This is a genomic window from Streptomyces sp. NPDC030840 (assembly GCF_055572015.1).
Genome location: NZ_JBVIEE010000021.1, coordinates 78,743 through 96,725, shown reverse-complemented (window position 1 = coordinate 96,725; position 17,983 = coordinate 78,743). Strand labels below are relative to the sequence as shown.

Annotated in this window: 11 protein-coding genes; 5 read left to right on the top strand and 6 right to left on the bottom strand. The window is 71.8% G+C overall.

From position 1 onward, the window contains the following. Nucleotides 1-15 precede the first annotated feature (15 nt). On the bottom strand, nt 16-1,557 hold the full coding sequence (locus tag ACZ49J_RS34105; protein ID WP_467454385.1) for a CehA/McbA family metallohydrolase: 1,542 nt from the start codon (nt 1,555-1,557) through the stop codon (nt 16-18). A gap of 409 nt (nt 1,558-1,966) precedes the next feature. On the opposite strand from ACZ49J_RS34105, the gene ACZ49J_RS34100 reads away from it, so the two are divergent. Then, nucleotides 1,967-4,552, top strand: coding sequence for a bifunctional FO biosynthesis protein CofGH (locus ACZ49J_RS34100; RefSeq protein WP_467454384.1), 2,586 nt, complete (start codon nt 1,967-1,969; stop codon nt 4,550-4,552). Between the two features lie 212 nt (nt 4,553-4,764). On the opposite strand, the gene ACZ49J_RS34095 is transcribed toward ACZ49J_RS34100, so the two are convergent. Beyond that, entirely contained in the window at nt 4,765-5,310 is a 546-nt protein-coding gene (locus ACZ49J_RS34095) for a DUF2165 domain-containing protein (protein ID WP_467454383.1), read from the bottom strand. A 122-nt stretch (nt 5,311-5,432) separates the two neighbouring features. Here ACZ49J_RS34095 and ACZ49J_RS34090 point away from each other — a divergent pair, with 122 nt between their 5' ends. Further along, the gene (locus ACZ49J_RS34090; protein ID WP_467454382.1) at nt 5,433-8,039 is read left to right on the top strand and encodes a tetratricopeptide repeat protein; all 2,607 of its coding nucleotides are present in this window, start codon (nt 5,433-5,435) and stop codon (nt 8,037-8,039) included. A 42-nt stretch (nt 8,040-8,081) separates the two neighbouring features. Here the strand turns inward: ACZ49J_RS34090 and ACZ49J_RS34085 are convergent, their stop codons facing one another. From ACZ49J_RS34085 to ACZ49J_RS34075, 3 genes are all read right to left on the bottom strand, one after another. Beyond that, complete coding sequence (locus ACZ49J_RS34085) at nt 8,082-9,383, bottom strand: GNAT family N-acetyltransferase (protein ID WP_467454380.1); 1,302 nt, start codon at nt 9,381-9,383, stop codon at nt 8,082-8,084. A gap of 119 nt (nt 9,384-9,502) precedes the next feature. Continuing rightward, a complete protein-coding gene (locus ACZ49J_RS34080; protein ID WP_467454379.1) occupies nt 9,503-10,357 on the bottom strand; it encodes an alpha/beta hydrolase in 855 nt (284 codons plus the stop codon). Nucleotides 10,358-10,497: 140 nt separating this feature from the next. Further along, on the bottom strand, nt 10,498-11,337 hold the full coding sequence (locus ACZ49J_RS34075) for a hypothetical protein (protein WP_467454378.1): 840 nt from the start codon (nt 11,335-11,337) through the stop codon (nt 10,498-10,500). A 94-nt stretch (nt 11,338-11,431) separates the two neighbouring features. Here ACZ49J_RS34075 and ACZ49J_RS34070 point away from each other — a divergent pair, with 94 nt between their 5' ends. The 3 genes from ACZ49J_RS34070 (at nt 11,432) to ACZ49J_RS34060 (ending at nt 16,738) form a co-directional block, all read left to right on the top strand. Beyond that, on the top strand, nt 11,432-12,217 hold the full coding sequence (locus ACZ49J_RS34070) for an SDR family oxidoreductase (RefSeq protein WP_467454377.1): 786 nt from the start codon (nt 11,432-11,434) through the stop codon (nt 12,215-12,217). Nucleotides 12,218-12,495: 278 nt separating this feature from the next. Then, nucleotides 12,496-14,070, top strand: a complete 1,575-nt coding sequence (locus ACZ49J_RS34065) for a sodium:solute symporter family protein (protein WP_467454376.1) — start codon at nt 12,496-12,498, stop codon at nt 14,068-14,070. Between the two features lie 106 nt (nt 14,071-14,176). After that, nucleotides 14,177-16,738 carry a hypothetical protein gene (locus tag ACZ49J_RS34060; protein WP_467454375.1) on the top strand — a complete coding sequence of 854 codons (2,562 nt, stop codon included), beginning with the start codon at nt 14,177-14,179 and terminating at the stop codon, nt 16,736-16,738. Between the two features lie 17 nt (nt 16,739-16,755). On the opposite strand, the gene ACZ49J_RS34055 is transcribed toward ACZ49J_RS34060, so the two are convergent. Beyond that, complete coding sequence (locus ACZ49J_RS34055) at nt 16,756-17,874, bottom strand: ADP-ribosylglycohydrolase family protein (protein ID WP_467454374.1); 1,119 nt, start codon at nt 17,872-17,874, stop codon at nt 16,756-16,758. Between the last annotated feature and the right edge of the window lie 109 nt (nt 17,875-17,983).

Genomic DNA, 17,983 nt, shown 5'->3' with positions numbered 1-17,983 from the left:
CGCCGGGCGATACAGCTAGCGCCCCAGGAAGATCGGGTTCGTGAACGCCGCCAGTGGCCCCGGGAAGGACGTGACCACGGCCTCGTGCCGCAGCTCCGCCCGTACGTAGGCCGCGTACTGTGCCGTCGTACGCCACTCGACCGTGCCCGTACCCGACGCCGGCAGGGGCTCGCTGGTGTGGAGGACGCCCTGGTCGGTGACGAAGCGGACCGTGCAGCGGGGGGCGCCCGTGGCCTCCAGGCGGACCGTGACCGGGTCGTCGCGGTCCACGTCGAGCCGCTCGCCGATGCCCGCGTGCTCGCCCCGCCCGCCGGCCGCGGTGAAGGACAGCGACACGGTCTTGGACTCCGCCACGTAGGAGCGGCCCGCCCTCAGACCCTCCTGGATGGCCTCGCGGGTCAGGTCGTCGGCGAGGACGACCGTCTGCGGACGGCCCACGGGGTCGGGGTCGCGGTGGGCGTCGCTGTTGCCCATCGCCGGGATCCAGGACCGGCCGCCGTTCGACCGCACCGAGGCGACCAGCATGCCGTCCCAGCCGGCGAGGGCCACCTCGTCGTCCGGGGTGTACGCGCCGTTCCACACCTCGATCACGTCGGCCTCGCCGAAGCCGAACTTCCAGTTGCAGCCGATGCACGTGGCGTGCGGGTGGGCGGGCACGACCAGGCCGCCGGCGTCGCGGATCTCGCGCGCGTACTTGCCGAAGCGGTTGTCCCGGGCCCGGTAGCGCCAGTCGATGAACGTGCCGGGGTCCGTGCCGAGCGCCACCACGTGACCGTTGCGCGTGGTGACCTCCTCGCCGAGCAGGATCAGCAGTTCGCCGTCGGGATGGGGGCCCGCCTGGTCGGCCCAGTGGGCGTGCGCGGCATGGGTGTTGTGCTCGGAGGTGTTGATGAAGTCGAGTCCCGCGGCACGGGCGAGCGCCGCGATCTCGGCCGGGGTGCGGCGGCCGTCGGAGTACCAGGAGTGCAGATGGCAGTCGCCGCGGTACCAGGCCCGGCCGCGGCCCTTCGCCCGGGACGGCGGGTACACCGGCTTCACGGTCTTCCCCGGCGCGCCGTACGTGAGGGTGATCGTGATCTCGTACGCCAGGCCCTGCGGCGCCACCGTGTACGGGCCGAGCGCGATGTTCCAGGTGCCGGGGCGGACCGGGCCGGGAATGTAGCCCGGCGTCGCCTCGTCGGCCCGGATGAAGAACTCCGTGCGGGCCCCGCCCGACCAGCCGCGGAAGCCCCGGCCCCCGAGGCCGGTGCCGCGCTCGTCGAAGACGCCGATGTCGAGGGCGTTGCCCACGGTGCCGGCGGGGACGGACGGCTTGTCGTAGGTGTACGCGACGCGCAGTTCACGTACGCCCGCCGGCACGTCGACGGGGAGGTACACGAAGTCGGGGGAGCCGGTGGGCAGCGTGCCGCGCACCGTCTTCGTCTCCTGGTTGCCCGCCGCCTCGGCGACCGGCCCGTTGTCGAAGCTCACACTCCCCAACGTAAGCGCGGCGGCGGCGCCCGTCACGAACAGGGCGCGTCTGCCGAGTCCTGCGCCGCGGTCCTCGTCCTCGCACATGCTGCTGCTCCCAACGCGTCGGATCGTCACACGGGTGTCGTCACAGGGGCACATGGGTGGTGCGGGTGGGGCGAGTACTACCTTGCCGCTCAGCCGTGAACTTCCGTGCAAGGGAAGAGGATCGGCACGTGGCGCGCAAGCGGCGTGGTCGCCTTCCGGACGCGCGCCGGGGCCTCGTGTGCCGGGGGTCGGGCGGGTGGCCCGGTGCGGGTCGTGCGGGGCTGGTCGCGCAGTCCCCGGCGCCCCGAAAACCCCCGGGGGGCGCGCTCACGCTCTCAAGGGGCGCGGGGCTGTGTCTCTGTGCGGCGCGTGGGCGCGACCAACCACGACGAGCCCACAGGAGGCGACCGGCACCGACCAGGCACCGTGGGGGCCCTGGCGCTGATCACGCCGATCGTATGCTCGAAGGATGACGACTTCCGCGACCCCAGGGACCGGCCCGACCGAGAACTCCATGCGTCGCGCCCTCAAACGCGCCCGCGACGGCGTCGCCCTCGACGTCACCGAGGCGGCCGTGCTCCTCCAGGCCCGTGGCAAGGACCTGGAGGACCTGGCCGCGTCGGCGGCCCGCGTGCGCGACGCGGGGCTGGCGGCGGCCGGCCGGCCCGGCGTCATCACCTACTCGAAGAGCGTCTTCATCCCCCTCACGCGGCTGTGCCGCGACAAGTGCCACTACTGCACCTTCGTCACCGTCCCCGGCAAGCTGCGCCGCGCCGGACACGGCATGTTCATGTCCCCGGACGAGGTCCTCGACATCGCCCGCAAGGGCGCCGCACTCGGCTGCAAGGAAGCGCTGATCACCCTCGGCGACAAGCCCGAGGACCGCTGGCCCGAGGCCCGCGAGTGGCTGGACGCGCACGGGTACGACGACACCATCGCCTATGTCCGCGCCATCTCCGTCCGCATCCTGGAGGAGACCGGCCTGCTGCCCCACCTCAACCCGGGTGTGATGTCCTGGACCGACTTCCAGCGGCTCAAGCCGGTCGCCCCCTCCATGGGCATGATGCTGGAGACCACCGCCACCCGGCTGTGGTCCGAGCCGGGCGGACCCCACTACGGCTCCCCGGACAAGGAACCGGCCGTACGGCTGCGCGTCCTGGAGGACGCCGGCCGCTCCTCCGTGCCCTTCACCAGCGGCATCCTCATCGGCATCGGCGAGACGTACGAGGAGCGGGCCGAGTCCCTCTTCGCCCTGCGCCGCGTCTCCCGCGCCTACCACGGCATCCAGGAACTGATCATCCAGAACTTCCGCGCCAAGCCCGACACCGCGATGCGCGGCATGCCGGACGCGGAACTGGACGAGCTCGTCGCCACGGTCGCCGTCGCCCGCCACATCATGGGCCCGGCCGGCTGCATCCAGGCGCCCCCCAACCTCGTCGACTCCGAGTACGCGCGCCTCATCGGCGCCGGAATCGACGACTGGGGCGGCGTCTCCCCGCTCACCATCGACCACGTCAACCCCGAGCGCCCCTGGCCGCAGATCGAGGAACTCGCCGAGAAGTCGTCGGCCGCGGGCTTCGAGCTGAGGGAACGTCTCTGCGTCTACCCGGAGTTCGTGACCCGCGGCGAACCCTGGCTCGACCCCCGGCTCCTTCCGCACGTGCGCGCACTGGCGGACCCGGAGACGGGGCTGGCCCGCGAGGACGCGACCGTCGAGGGCCACCCGTGGCAGGAACCCGAGGAGGCCTTCCAGCCCTCGGGCCGCACCGACCTCCACACCACCATCGACACCGAGGGCCGCACCGCCGACCGGCGCGACGACTTCGACGCGGTGTACGGCGACTGGGACGCCCTGCGCGAGGCGGCCGCCCCAGGCATGGCCCCGCAGCGCATCGACACCGACATACGCGAGGCCCTGCGCACCGCGGCCGACGACCCGACGAAGCTGACCGACGACGAGGCCCTCGCCCTGCTGCACGCGGACGGCCCGGCGCTGGACGCCCTCACGCGCATCGCCGACGACGTCCGCAGGTCGGCGGTCGGCGACGACGTCACCTACATCGTCACCCGCAACATCAACTTCACCAACGTCTGCTACACCGGCTGCCGCTTCTGCGCCTTCGCGCAGCGCCGGACGGACGCCGACGCGTACACCCTCTCCCTGGACCAGGTCGCGGACCGCGCCCAGCAGGCCTGGGACGTGGGCGCGGTCGAGGTGTGCATGCAGGGCGGCATCCACCCGGACCTGCCCGGCACGGCGTACTTCGACATCGCGAAGGCGGTCAAGTCCCGCGTCCCCGGCATGCACGTGCACGCCTTCTCCCCGATGGAAGTGGTGAACGGCGCCACCCGCACCGGCATGTCGATCCGCGAGTGGCTGACGGCGGCGAAGGAGGCGGGCCTCGACACCATCCCCGGCACGGCGGCGGAGATCCTCGACGACGAGGTGCGGTGGGTCCTCACCAAGGGCAAGCTGCCCACGGCCACCTGGATCGAGGTGGTGACGACGGCCCACGAGCTGGGCATCCGTTCCTCCTCCACGATGATGTACGGGCACGTCGACCAGCCCCGCCACTGGCTCGGCCACCTGCGCACCCTGGCCCGCATCCAGCAACAGACGGGCGGCTTCACGGAGTTCGTGACGCTCCCGTTCATCCACACGAACGCACCGGTCTACCTGGCGGGCATCGCGCGCCCCGGCCCCACCACCCGCGACAACCGCGCGGTCACGGCCATGGCCCGCCTCCTCCTGCACCCCCACATCCCCAACATCCAGACCAGCTGGGTCAAGCTCGGCACCGAGGGCGCCGCCGAAATGCTCCGCTCCGGCGCCAACGACCTCGGCGGCACGCTGATGGAGGAGACCATCTCCCGCATGGCGGGGTCGAGTTACGGCTCGTACAAGTCCGTCAAGGACCTGATCGCGGTGGCGAAGGCGGCGGGCCGCCCGGCGAAGCCGCGTACGACGCTGTACGGGGAGGTCCCGGAGGAACGGCAGCGGGCGGCGGCGGTGTCGGACGGCCACCTCCCGGACCTCCTACCGGTCCTGGACTGACAGCGGGGGGCCCAAAAAGGGGCGCGGGGAACTGCGCGCCCAGCCACGAAGACCGCAGCCCGAAAAGAAACACAGGGCGGCTACCCCTGCCCGGGGGGTCTGGGGGCGCAGCCCCCAGGGACGGGACGGGTAGGGGCGGCGGGGGCGAAGAACCCTCACCGCCCCGCGCCGCGGGTATCGCCGGGAAAAGGCCCCGGGCGGGCACCGCTCGACTACCGCTCGTCCGTACTCGCGCCGGAGGCGGCCGCCCGGCCGTCCATCGGAAGATGAATGACCAGGAGGACGATCCCGCTCAGCGTGAAGACCCGCGTCGCCGCGTCGAGCCCGTTCCAGTCCCCCGACTGCCACATCACGAACCACTCACCGCCGATCCCGATGAACCCGGCGCCGAACAGCAGCATCAGCATCAGCAGCCCGAGCGTGGACACGCGCCGGGCACGGTGGTGGTCCCGGCGCGCCCAGAGGTACGTGCCCCCGATGAGAACGATCGCGGCGACGGTCTCCCACACGATGATGGCGACGTACGCGGCGTTCTGCAGCGTCCGCGACTCGATGGCCCGCCACATCAGGTCCTCGTCCTTGAACGTGGTGTCCATCGCGAGGACGTGCTGGACGAACGCCTGATTGGTCCCGAAGTCGGTGATGTTGCTGAAGGCGACGAGGGTTATGTAGAGGGCGACCGTGGCGGTGAGGAGGGTCGCGGCGAGGGGAAGCAGCGTGGAAGAACGCGTGGACTGTGGTCTCGTGTTGGTGGTCATGGTTCGATCATGTCCCGGTGGGGCCAGTCAATCCCAGGTGGATTCCGCCGAGTTGGGCAAGACTGGGGTCGGTGGGCCGAGGGACCGGGCGACGGCGGAGAAGCGAAGACGCGGAGGGACACATGGCGCGGGTGCGGCCGTCGAGACAGGAGCTGATCCGGCAGCGCAGACGGCAGGCCTTCGTCGGGCGGGACGCCGAGCGCGCCGCGTTCCGGGACAACCTCGATCTCGCCCCCGACGCCGTGCCCGCCCGTTTCCTGTTCCACGTGCACGGCAACGCCGGGGTCGGCAAGACCTTCCTGGTCAGGGAGTTGGAGCAGATCGCCCGGGAGCGCGGGGCGTTGACCGTGTACGCCGACGAGGCCGTGGGCAGCGTGCCCGACGTCCTCACCGCGATCAGCGCCCAGTGCGCGGCGCAGGGGCACCGGCTCAAGGAACTGGAGCGGCAACTGGCCGCGTACCGTGAACGCCGGTTCGAGGCCGAGGTCGCCGCGCTCACCGCCGTACCCGATCCGCAGGCACCCTCCCTGGGCAGTACGGCCGTCGCACGGGTGGCCACGGCGGCGCTGGGGTACGTGCCGGTCGTCGGCCCGCTGGCCAGTGCCGGCGTCGATCCCGCCCAACTCGCCCGGGGCGTGGACCAGATGCGCACCGGCATCGGCTCCCGCTTCCGCAACCAGGAGGACGTCCGGCTCGTCCGGGAACCCGAGCAGGTGCTGACGCCGGTGCTGCTGAGGGAGGTGCGGGACGTCGCCGCCGACGTCCCGTGGATCGTCTTCTTCTTCGACACCTACGAAAGGACCGGACCGCTTCTGGACCGCTGGCTGCACGACGTCATGGCGACCGACCGGTACGGGGAGGTCCCCGGCAACCTGGTGGTGGTCACCTCCGGCCAGTACCCCCTCGACGCGGCCCGCTGGAGTGACGTCGCCGGCTTCGTGGCCGACGTGCCGCTGGAGCCCTTCACGGAGGCGGAGGCACGCGCGCTGCTCGCGGACAACGGAGTCGTGGCCGAGCCGGTCGTGGCGGAGGTGCTCCGGCTCACGGACGGGCTGCCGGTCCTCGTGTCGACGCTCGCCCAGGCCCGGCCCGCGGACGTGGCGGACATCGGCGACCCGGGCGCGACCGCCGTGGACCGGTTCCTGAAGTGGGAGGAGGACCCGGTGCGCCGGGCCGCAGCCCTGGCCTGCGCGTTCCCCCGGCAGCTGGACGCCGACGTGGTGCGGGTCGCCGTGCCGTGCGCGGAGGACGAGACGGAGACGTTCTTCCAGTGGCTGCGCGGGCTGCCGTTCGTGAGCGACCGCGGGGACCGGGTGCGGTACCACGACCTCGTACGGGCACCGATGCTGCGGTTGCAGCGGTACCGCTCCCCGCGCCAGTGGACCGACCGGCACCGCCGCCTCGCCGAGGCGCTTCAGCAGTGGCGGGCCGAGGTCGAGGCGGAGCTGGGCGGCGAAGAGGCGGCCTGGGCGGACGAGTGGTGGCGCCGACTGCGCCTGGAGGAGTCGTACCACCGGTTGTGCGCCGGGCCACGCACCGCGCTCCCGGACGTGCTGCGGGACTTCGTGACGGCCTGCGACCAGGAGGAGGCGGTCGCCCGGCGGTGGGCGGAGCTGCTGGGGGAAGCCGGGGAGGACACGGGAGACCCCGCACTGCGGGAGTGGGGGCGAGGGCTGGCCGGGGCGCTCGAACGGGGGCGGCAGTCCGCCGCACTCGATCTACTGTTGGACCGGGCCGACGGACCGCATCTGGTACAGGGTCCGCCCGCGCCCGGCAGCAGCGGCGCCCCCGGAAGCACGGAACTCCTGGCAGGCGGTGCGTCCCCGGCCGGCCTCGACAGCCGCACCCTTGCCCTCGCCCACACCGCGCGCGGCAAGGTGCTGCGGAACTCCGGCGCGTCCAGGCAGGCACTCGCGGCGTACGGGATGGCCATCGCCCTCGCCCCGGACCTGGCCCGCGCCCACCGGGGCCGCGCCCTGGCCCACGCCGACCTGGGCGACTATCGCGCGGCGATCACCGACCTGGACCGCGCGCTCGAACGGGAGCCGGACCACGCGCGAAGCCTCTCCGCACGGGGCGAGTACCACCGCATCGTGGAGCAGTACGAGGAGGCGCTCGCGGACCTCGACCGGGCGATCCGGCTCGACCCGGGCCGGGAGTTCGCCTGGGCCTCCCGCGGAGCGACCTGGCTCCGCCTGGGCGACCTGGACCGGGCGCTCACGGACCTGGACCGGGCGCTGGAGCTGCAGCCCGACTACGCGTGGGCGCTGATGCGCAGGGCGCGCGTGCTGCGCGACCTCGGGCAGACCACACGGCAGATGGAGGACCTGGACCGGGCCGTCGTCCTGCAGCCGGACTGGGCCTGGGGCCTGTGCGAGCGCGGCGACGCCCTCCGCGTCGCCGGCCACCACCGGGCCGCCCTCACCGACTACGACCGCGCCCTGGAACTCGACCCCGCCTACGCCTCGGCCTACGCCAGCCGCGCCGCCTCACGGGCCGCCCTGGGCCGCCACGAGGAGGCGCTCGCGGATCTGGACCTGGCCGTGGAGCTCAAGCCGCACTACGCCTGGGCCCTGAGCCGACGCGCACTCGTCCACCTCGAACTGGGCGATCCCGCCCGCGCACTGACCGACGCCACCGAGGCCCTCGCACTGCGCCCCGACGACCAGGCGATCCAGGAGATCCACCACAGGGCGACGGAGGCGGCCGAAGCACGGGGCGAGCAGTGACGTATCGGGCGGCGAGCCATGGACTGATCACGGCGGTACACGCTAGAAGCCGAAGGAGTTGTGCGGTTCGGGGTCGACGCGGAACAGACGGGCCAGCCGCCTGATCACGCCGTCCGCGTGCGGAGTGATGTGGCCCGCGTACGCCAGGTCGTGCGCCGACATGCCACCGAAGTAGAGCGAACTGAGCGCCGGGACCGTGATGGTCAGGTCCGCCTCCCGGTCGGTGGCGACGCATGTCACCGAGGCGCCGTCCGCACGGAGCAGCCATGTCCCGTTGTTCGCAGGGCACATGCGGTCGTCATCGATGGTGAACGCCAGTTCGCCGACCGTGTCGGTGTCATAGGCACGTTGCGTCAGGGCGAGGGGAACGTCGAGAAGGCGCGCCCACAGGTTGTCCGTCTGGCGGGTGACGCGCATCGCGCGTGGGTTCGCGAGCATCCACCGCAGTGGTTCGTCGCGCGGACGGCCGGCCGCCACGATGGTCTTGGTGAGGTCGAAGTCGACCAGCACCCCCCACAGGGCGCGATAGGCCACCGGGTTCGTCGCTTCCAACGCGTGAACAACGAGCGTTCCCGCATGGTCGGCCGTCGGGGACCACGGCAGTCCGAAGTTGGCCACGCCGTCCACATCGCCGTGCTGGTCACGGTGGACGAGATACCGCAGTGGCCCGTTCGTGCCGTCCGCGACGTCGGACAGCCTGTCCCAGCGTCCGGGCAACGGGCTGAGCTCACCGACGCGGTGGGCACGCACCTCCGTATGCACTGTGGGCCAGTACTGCTTCGCCTGTGCGGCGTCGACCAGTTCCAGCGAACCCGGATCGGGTGCTGCCGGGAGCAGTGCGGCTTGGTGACGGGCCAGTTCCCAGCGCGTGCGGTAGGTCGACGGGGAGAAACCGAATCGTCCGTAGATGCTGCCTTCGCTTGCGCTGAGCATCGCCAACGGCTCGCCCCGGTCCAAGGCCCCGTCGAACATGGCCTGCATCATCCGCCGCAGGTAACCGCGCCGCCGGTGTGTGGCGATCACCGCGGTGGCGGTGACGCCGGCCATCTTGAGCGTCCCGCCTCCGGGGACCGTCACGTCGAAAGAGATGGTGGCCGAAGCCCCGACGCACGCGCCGTCGACGAATGTGGCGATCGGATGGAAGGACTCGTCCTTGAAGTCGGCCTCTGCCCACTCCTCCAGCTGCTCGGCGGTTGCCGGAGTGCGCTGCGGAGGCCACGGCTCCGGTCCCCCGTGCCACGCGGCATCGGCGGGCTCCCAGTGCGGCAACCCGTTCGCGTAGGGCAAGGCCCGGTAGTACGCGTGCATCTCGTCTCGCCGTGGCGGGCGCACCTGAGCAACCATGCCGCGTATTGCACCCGGCACCATGGCCGACAGACAACCGGATATTCGCCGGCCGCGGGCCCTCACCCAGGTCACGCCCGTTGATCGCGACGCGATACGTGCCCCTCAGGGCAGAACACCTAGCGCTCTGCGAGGCGTGCGAGCAGCTCGGCGGCGGGCTTCGGGTGGACGAGCCAGCCGAGGTGGCTCCCCTGGAGCGTCGCGACGTCGAAGGGGTTGTCGGGGGTGAGCGCGTCGGCTTCGCGGATCAGCCGGTCCTGCATGGCGGGCGGAATGCTGGCATCGTCGGCCAGACGCACGAAGGTCTTGGGAATCCGTCCCCAGCTCGCGGCCTGGGCCCGGTCGGCGGACGTACCGACGTCGAGGTTCTCGTCGGGCTGGAAGGTGCTCAGGAACGTCCGGAACTCGTCGTCGCTGAGGTCGGCGGCGATGGCCCGCTTGAGCGCGGTGAGCGCCACCGGGTCGGCGGTCCGGAAGTTGGCCCGGATCAGACCGAGCTCGGCGGGGTTCCCGGCGGACACCCCCGCGAAGGCACCCGGGTCGACGTCCGCCATCTCCGGCTCGCCGTAGTAGTCGCCGACGTCCAGGTTGACGGGGCACCAGGCGGCGACGTAGCAGATCCGGTCGATCAGATCGGGCCGGGCGTTGCCTGCCGCGGTGATCGTGACACCGCCTCTGCTGTGGCCGACGAGGACGACCGGCCCGTTCCGCTTCGCCCGTTCGAGGACGCCGATCAGGTGGGCGGCGTTGTCGGCGAGGGTGACGCCCTTGATGCCCCCGGGTTCCGAGGCGAACGCGCCGAGATCCTGAGGGGCCTGGTAGGCCGCGGGGAACGTCGCCCGGAACCCGTGACCGGGAAGATCGACCGCGACGGAGCGATGCCCGAGCAGCGCGAGCTCGGCCTGCAGTGGTGCGAAGGAGAACGAGTTCGCGAAGGCGCCGTGGACGAAGACGAACGTCGGTGAGTTCTGCATGCCCCGAGACTCCGGCGCGGCGGCGGTCGAGGCAAGATCAAGTCAGGTTGTTCTGCGGCGACATCCAGCCACCGGCCGTGGATGAGCCGATGCGCCGCGGCCCGGACGGCCGTCATGCCGCCCGGGGCCTCACCCCTCCCTCAGCGAAGCAGATCCACATACCGGTCCGTCCCCGGCACCGTCGGAATGAACGGCGCCACCAACTCGACCCTCCCGAGGCCCGCATCGGCCACGGCCTCGTCGAGCCCCGTGAAGTGCCCCTCCCAGCACTCCCGCGGATCCGCCTCCAGAAACCACAGCAGTGTGAGTCGCGTGTCCACGCCCTCCACCTGCTTGACGTACGACATGCGGTCGAGGGGGAGCGGGGTCGGGCGGAAGACCGTGACCATGGCGGCGGGGGAGCCCGCGAGGCGCTTCGGGAGGTGGCGGGTGCGCAGCCACTCCAGCAACTCGGCCCGTTCCGCCGGGCCCTCCGCGTCGACGACCTCCACCACCAGGCCCGCGTACGGGTGGTCGAGGGCGTGGAAGTCGCGGGGGCCCGCGGCGCCGTCGCGGTAGACCGTCGCTTCGTGGTCCTGGAACGCCGTGAAGACGTGGGTACGGTCCTGGTAGACGCGGGCGTCGCGGTTGAGCCGCTTGTTGATGGCGACCGTCCACTTCATGTGGTCGTCGTGGCGGCCCGCGGTCACCCAGTAGACCGTGATGTAGCAGCCCGCTGTCACCGGCCTGGCCACCGCCGACTTCTCCGGGTAGCGCAGGAGCTGGAGGTCCCTGGTCGCCACCCAGCGGCGGCCCGCGTACATCCAGGGCATCGCCATGGCGCCCGCGTAGTAGTGATCGTCCTCATACCAGCGGTTGTACGCGTACTCGTGGCCCGGGTGCGGCTCCACCATGGTGATCAGGGCGTGGCCGGGACGGATGCCGTACGGGCCGACGGCCGCCAGTTCCGCGTACACGTCGCTGCGGGTCTCCTGGGACATGCTGTTCCCCTTCCGTTCCAAGCCTTCCGTGCACAGCGGTGCCCACTTAATCTGACGGACCGTCAGTAAATCCGCCAGGGCCGGGGAGGCGTCCATGTCACTGCTGGAGGGAAAGACCGTCGTGGTCTCAGGGGTCGGCGCCGGGCTCGGGCACCGGGTCGCGGCGGCCGTCGTGCGGGACGGGGGCAACGCCGTGCTGGGTGCGCGGACGGAGGCGAACCTCGCGAAGGTCGCGGCCGAGGTCGATCCGGACGGCGCCCACACGGCGTACCGGGCCACCGACATCACCGACGAGGCGCAGTGCGAGGCGCTGGCGGGGCTCGCGCGGGAGCGGTTCGGGGGGATCGACGCGGTGGTGCACGTGGCGGCCTGGGACAGCTACTTCGGCGGGGTGGAGGACGCCGACTTCACGACCTGGCGGTCGGTCGTGGACGTGAACCTGCTGGGGACGCTGCGGATGACGCGGGCCTGCCTCCCGGCGCTCAAGGAGCGCGGCGGCTCGGTCGTGATCATCGGTACGCAGTCGTCGGTGGCCGCTCCCTCGCAGGTGCGGCAGGCGGCGTACGCGGCGTCGAAGGGGGCGCTGACCAGTGCCATGTACTCGCTGGCGCGGGAGGTGGGGCCGTATCGGATACGGGTCAACACCGTGCAGCCCGGGTGGATGTGGGGGCCGCCCGTGGAGGCGTACGTCCAGTTCACCGCGCATACCGAGGGCGTCCCGGAGGCGGAGGTGCTGGAGCGGCTCACCGAGCGGGTGGCGCTTCCGGAGCTGGCTACGGACGGGGATGTCGCGGATGCGGTGGTATTCCTGGCGTCCGACCGGTCCCGGGCCATCACCGGGCAGTCGTTGCTGGTCAACGCGGGTGAGGTGATGCGGTAGACCGTGACCGGACTCACGTTTCGCTGGTCAAGGATGTGAACCGAGGTCACCTCATAGAACATCTTTACTCCCTCTTGACCCTACGGGCCGTTGCCGCCGCAGTGCCGCCGCTTTCAGGATGAGCGGGCACTTCGCGGCCGCCTTGGCATGCACGCGGCTGGTGTGGCCTTGCTTCGGCCTGCCTGTGTGGCCTGCTCCGGCCCGCGTATGTGGCCTGTTCCGGCGGAGTGCCGTGCACAACAGGACAGTTGGCAGGGCGGATTCCCGGGAGGGAGCACATGAACGGTCTCGACTGGGCCGTGCTCATCGGCTACTTCGGCGTGATGGTCGCGATCGGCATCTGGTCGCACAAACGGGTCGACAACGTCAGTGACTTCTTCACCGCCGGCGGGAAGATGCCCTGGTGGCTGTCCGGCATCTCGCACCACATGTCGGGCTACAGCGCGGTCATGTTCACCGGGTACGCGGGCATCGCCTACACCTACGGCGTCACGTCCTTCGTCACCTGGTCCTTCCCCATCGCGCTCGGCATCGCGATCGGGTCGAAGCTGTTCGCGCCGCGCATCAACCGGTTACGTTCCCGGCTGCACGTGGCGTCCCCGCTCGAGTACCTGAAGAACCGTTACAACCTGCCCACGCAGCAGGCGCTCGCCTGGTCCGGGATGCTGCTGAAGATCGTGGACGTGGGCGCGAAGTGGGCGGCGATCGCCACCCTGCTGTCGGTCTTCACCGGCATCTCGCTCAACCAGGGCATCCTCATCACCGGCGGCATCACGGCGATCTACTGCACGATCGGCGGCCTGTGGGCGGACGCGCTGACGGAGCTGGGCCAGTTCGTGATCCAGCTCCTCGCCGGTGTCGCGATGTTCGTGGCGGTCGTCATGGAGCTGAACGACAAGGGCATCGGTTTCTTCGGCGCCTGGGACGAGCCGGAGCTGCGGGGCCACGGGGAGCCGCTGGTCGGCCCGTACGGCACCGTCTTCCTCCTCGCCTTCCTCTTCATCAAGCTCTTCGAGTACAACGGCGGCATGCTCAACCAGGCCCAGCGCTACATGGCCACGCCCAGCGCGTACGAGGCCGAGCGCTCGGCACGTCTGTCGGCGATCCTCTGGCTGGTGTGGCCGGTGGTCCTGTTCTTCCCCATGTGGATGTCGCCCCTGCTGGTCGAGTCGCAGAAGCCGGACGGCTCGGACTCCTACGGCCTGATGACAGAACAGCTGCTCCCGCACGGACTGTTGGGCCTGGTCATCGTCGGCTTCTTCTCCCACACCATGGCGATGTGCTCCTCCGACGCCAACGCGATCGCGGCGGTCTTCACCCGGGACTGCGCGCCGGTGATCTGGCGCAGGGCGCGGACCTGGACGCAGGGGCAGGGCCTTCGCGTCGCCCGCGTCACGACCGTCGTCTTCCTGGGCCTGTCCATGGCGGCGGCCACGCAGGTCAACTCACCCACGTTCAAGGACATCATCACCGTCGTGATCAAGTGGGTGGCCGGCCTGATGGGCCCGATGGCGATCCCGATGATGCTGGGCCTGCTGCGCGCCTTCCGCCGCTCCGGACCGACGGCGGCCCTCACCAGCTGGGCGATGGGCCTGCTGGCCTTCTGGCTGGTCAACTACCCGATCAGCTGGCAGATCGAGGGCGGGGTCCCGCTCCAGTACCAGGTCTCGATCCCGCTGGCCGTCTCCCTCGTCCTCTACGTCCTGATCGGCTACCTGAAGCCGGAGGACACCCCGGAGCGCCTGGCGATCATCGAGAAGATCAACACGGACGGCGACGGAGCGGCGGCCGCGATCCCGGCACCGGCCGGTGGGGTGGAGGACGCGGTGGGTACGACGGTGAAGGACCGATGAGCTGAGCCGGGCTCAACTCTCTTGGTTCTCACGGGGCATGACCTTTGCCCGATCATTGCCACCTGCTCACTCAAATGTTCAAGTAATGGCTGTGTGATCAGGTGGTATGAGAATCCCCCACTCCCCACGGGGCGCGCGGGCGACCGCACTGGCCGCCTGCGCCCTGCTCCTGGTGGCGGGCCGCGCCGACGCGGCGTCGCCCGCCACACCTGGCGACCACCCCAGACCCGGCGCGGTATCGCCCTCGGCGGACACCGTGCCCCACGCCCTGACCGCGACCGACGACGGTGACGGTGGCGGCGGTGACGACGATGGCACCGACCGGGACGACCCCACCGCCGCCTTCGCCCAGCAGAACCGCATGAAGACGGCCCCCGGCGGCACGGTGGGGCCCGGCGCGCTGGCCGACGCCCGTCGGCAGGCCGGACGGCTGCCGACCGTACCGGCCCGGTGGTCGGAGGTCACGAACGCCCCGCTGCAACCGGAGGACAAGCAGTACGCCGACCCGGTCGCGTCGAACTTCGGAGCCGGATTCGGGCTGAACAGCGGCCGGGTCGCCGCACTCGCCGTGGACGGGCACACGGTGTACGAGGGCGCCGCCGACGGCGGGCTGTGGCGCTCGGACGACGACGGCCGGCACTGGAAGCCCCTGTCCGACCACCAGCAGACGCTCGCCGTGGGTGCCCTGGCCGTGAACCCCGCCGACCACTCCCTGTGGATCGGCACCGGCGAGCCCAGCAACTCCGGCGACTCCTACACCGGCCTCGGCATCTACCGCTCCACCGACCGCGGCGTCACCTGGCGTCAGGTGGGCAGGCGGATCGACGGCAGTGTCGTCCCCCGGATCACCTTCGACGGCCGGGGGCACGTCTACGCCGCCACCAACGAGGGCGTCCTGCGCCGCGCCGCCGCCGACATCACCTCCGACTGGACTCTCGCCCTCGCCCCCGGAGACCCGGACAGCACCTGGTCCTCGGCGGCCACCGACGTCGCCGTACGCCCGGGAACCGGCGGCCGGCAGGTGACCGCCGTGGTCGCGCGTTCGTTCTCCGCCGACGGCGACGCGAACGGCGTCTACCAGTCCGACGACTCCGGAAAGCCCGGCACCTGGCACAGGGTCACCCCGACCGGCGACCTGGCGGGCGTCGTCCCCGGCCGTTCGTCCCTCTCCTACTCGGCCGACGGCCGCGAGCTGTTCGCCGTCGTAGGCGACGCCACGAACTCCAGCAGCGACGGAGACGTCCTCCGCTCGGCCACCGGCGACGCGGCCGGACCCTGGACGACGGTCGCCGACGAGGACGTCCTCAAGGCGGCGGGCGCGCAGAACAGCGAGCCGACCGGCGCCGCCTGGTACAACCAGTACGTCGCCGTGGACCCCGCCGACCCGGACCACGTCTACGCGGCCTTCTCCGAGGTCTTCGAGAGCTGGGACGCCGGAAGGACCTGGGCGACGATCGGCCCGTACTGGAACTTCGGCCTGAAGTGCTGGACGCAGGGCCCGGTCGCGGGCGGCTGCCCCATGACGACCCACCCCGACCAGCACGCCATCGCCTTCGGCCCGGACCACCGCGTCTACTTCGGCAACGACGGCGGCGTCTACGAGCGTTCGGCGACCCTGCGCCCGGACCCGGTGCTGCCCTCCGAGGGCTGGACCAACCTCAACCAGGGCCTGCGCACCCTGCAGTACTACGACGCCGCCTACGGCCGCGACCCTGCGACCGGCGCCCTGTCCACGTGGGGCGGCACTCAGGACAACGGCAACGTGCTGAGCCTGCCCGGCGCACGTGAGCTGTACCAGCCCTCGGGCGGCGACGGCGGCTTCGTCCTCGTCGACCCGGCGAACGCCGACCGGGCCGTCAACGAGTACGTCGACCTGGACCTGCAGCTGACGACCAACGGCGGCCGCTCCGACGGCACGACGCCCTCCTTCACCAACATCTCGCCGGCCTGCGACTGGAACGCCGACCTCAAGGGATGCGACCCGGGCCCCGAGTTCATCGCCCCCTACACCTCCGACACCGGCGACCTGAACCACTGGGTGGCGGGCGGCCGGTACGTGTGGGACAACGGCGGCAAGGGCTGGGACACCCGCTGCACGGCGGACGCCTGCGACTGGCGCAGCGTCCACGACACCGGCGAGAACCACTCCGTCACGGCCCTCGCGGCGAACGGCTCCGTCACGTACGCGGGCTGGGAGGACTGGAGCGGCCCCGAGTACGCCAGCGGCATCGACACCGACGCCGGTGGCACCTGGCACCGGCTGACGGCCCCCCTGCCGAACCGCTACGTCACGTCGCTCACCGTCGACCCGCACGACGCCGACCACGTGTGGGCCACATACGGCGGCTTCACCCGCAGCTACGTCTCCGGGGCCGGCGAGGGCCACGTCTTCGAGAGCACCGACGGCGGCACCACCTGGACGGACCGCACCGGCGACCTGCCGGACGCACCCGCCGGGGCACTCGCCCTATGGAACGGTCATGTCGTCGTGGGCACGGACGTGGGCGTCTTCGCGGCCACACCCACCGCGCACGGCGGCTACAGCTGGTACCGGCTCTCCGGTGCCCTGCCCAGCGCCGGGATCGTCTCCCTGGACGTCTCACCCGACGGCGGACGGCTGCTGGTGGCGACGCACGGGCGCGGTCTGTGGTCGACAGGGGCCTGGTAGCTCCGGCAACGGGAGTACTAGGCACCCCGCGGATATCTGGCGATCCACGCGGGCGAGGACCCCGCCGGACCGTGCAGCGCGGGCCCCTGGGTCATCTCCATCGAGAAGTCGTCCGCCAGGGCGAGCAGGGTGGGGCGGCCCTCCAGTTCGGCCAGCCAGGCCGGCGGGAGGGCCGTCTCGCCGTGGAGGGCGCCGAGGAGCCCGCCCGTGAGCGCTCCCGCCGCCCCGGAGGGCCCGCCGTGGTTCACCGCGAGACACAGCCCGTGCCGTACGTCCTCCCCGACCAGCGCGCAGTAGACGGCCACGGCGAGCGCCCCGTCCGCCGTACCGTCCCCGGCGAGCTCCTCCATCCGCGTCGGCGACGGCATGCCCTGCCGCACGGCACCGAGCGCCTGCTGCAGGGCCGCGGTGACCGGCTCGTGCCCGGGCCGCGCGGCGAGGAGCACCAGCGCCTGCTGGACGGCCGCGTCGAGGGTGTCCCCGCGCGCCAGGGCGTGCACGATCGAGGCGTACGCGCCCGCCGCGAGATAGGCCCTCGGATGGCCGTGGGTCTGCGCGGCGCACTCCACGGACAGCTGCACCACGAGCTGTGACTCCCAGCCGACGAGGAGCCCGAAGGGGGCGCTGCGGGCGGCGGCCTCGGGCCCCGGCTCACCGGGGTTCTTGGGTGCGTCCAGCGTGCCCATGGTCTCGTCGCCGAAGCCGAGCAGGCAGGCGCGGGAGGGATCGCGGCGGGCGTACAGCCACTCCTCGCGGGCCAGCCATCCGTCGTCCTTGCGTCTCTCGTCGGGCCCCCAGTCCCGTTGTGTCGCCGCCCATCTCAGGTACGCGCGGTGCAGGTCCGTCGGCGGGTGCCAGGCGCCCGTGTCCCGGCGCACCTGGGCCCGTATCAGCCCGTCGACGGTGAAGAGGGTGAGCTGGGTGATGTCGGTGACCGCACCGCGCCTGCCGTACGCGGACGCCAGGTCGACGAGCCCCTGGGGCCCGTGCGTCGCGCGGATCTCCTCCAGGGTCAGCCCGTCGACGGGGGAGCCCAGCGCGTCCCCGACCGCCGCCCCGAGCAGGGTGCCCCGCACTCGGCTCCGGAAGTCCTGCTGTTCGGCCCGTCCCCACACGGCCCCGGCGTTCGCGACCACCGACCCACCTCCCACCACCGCCTCGCTCAGGCACTGTAATCGAACGAGGACGGTCGGTTGTCGGCGCGAGCGGAATACGGCGTGCGCGGCCAAGGCCGAACCCCCTCGG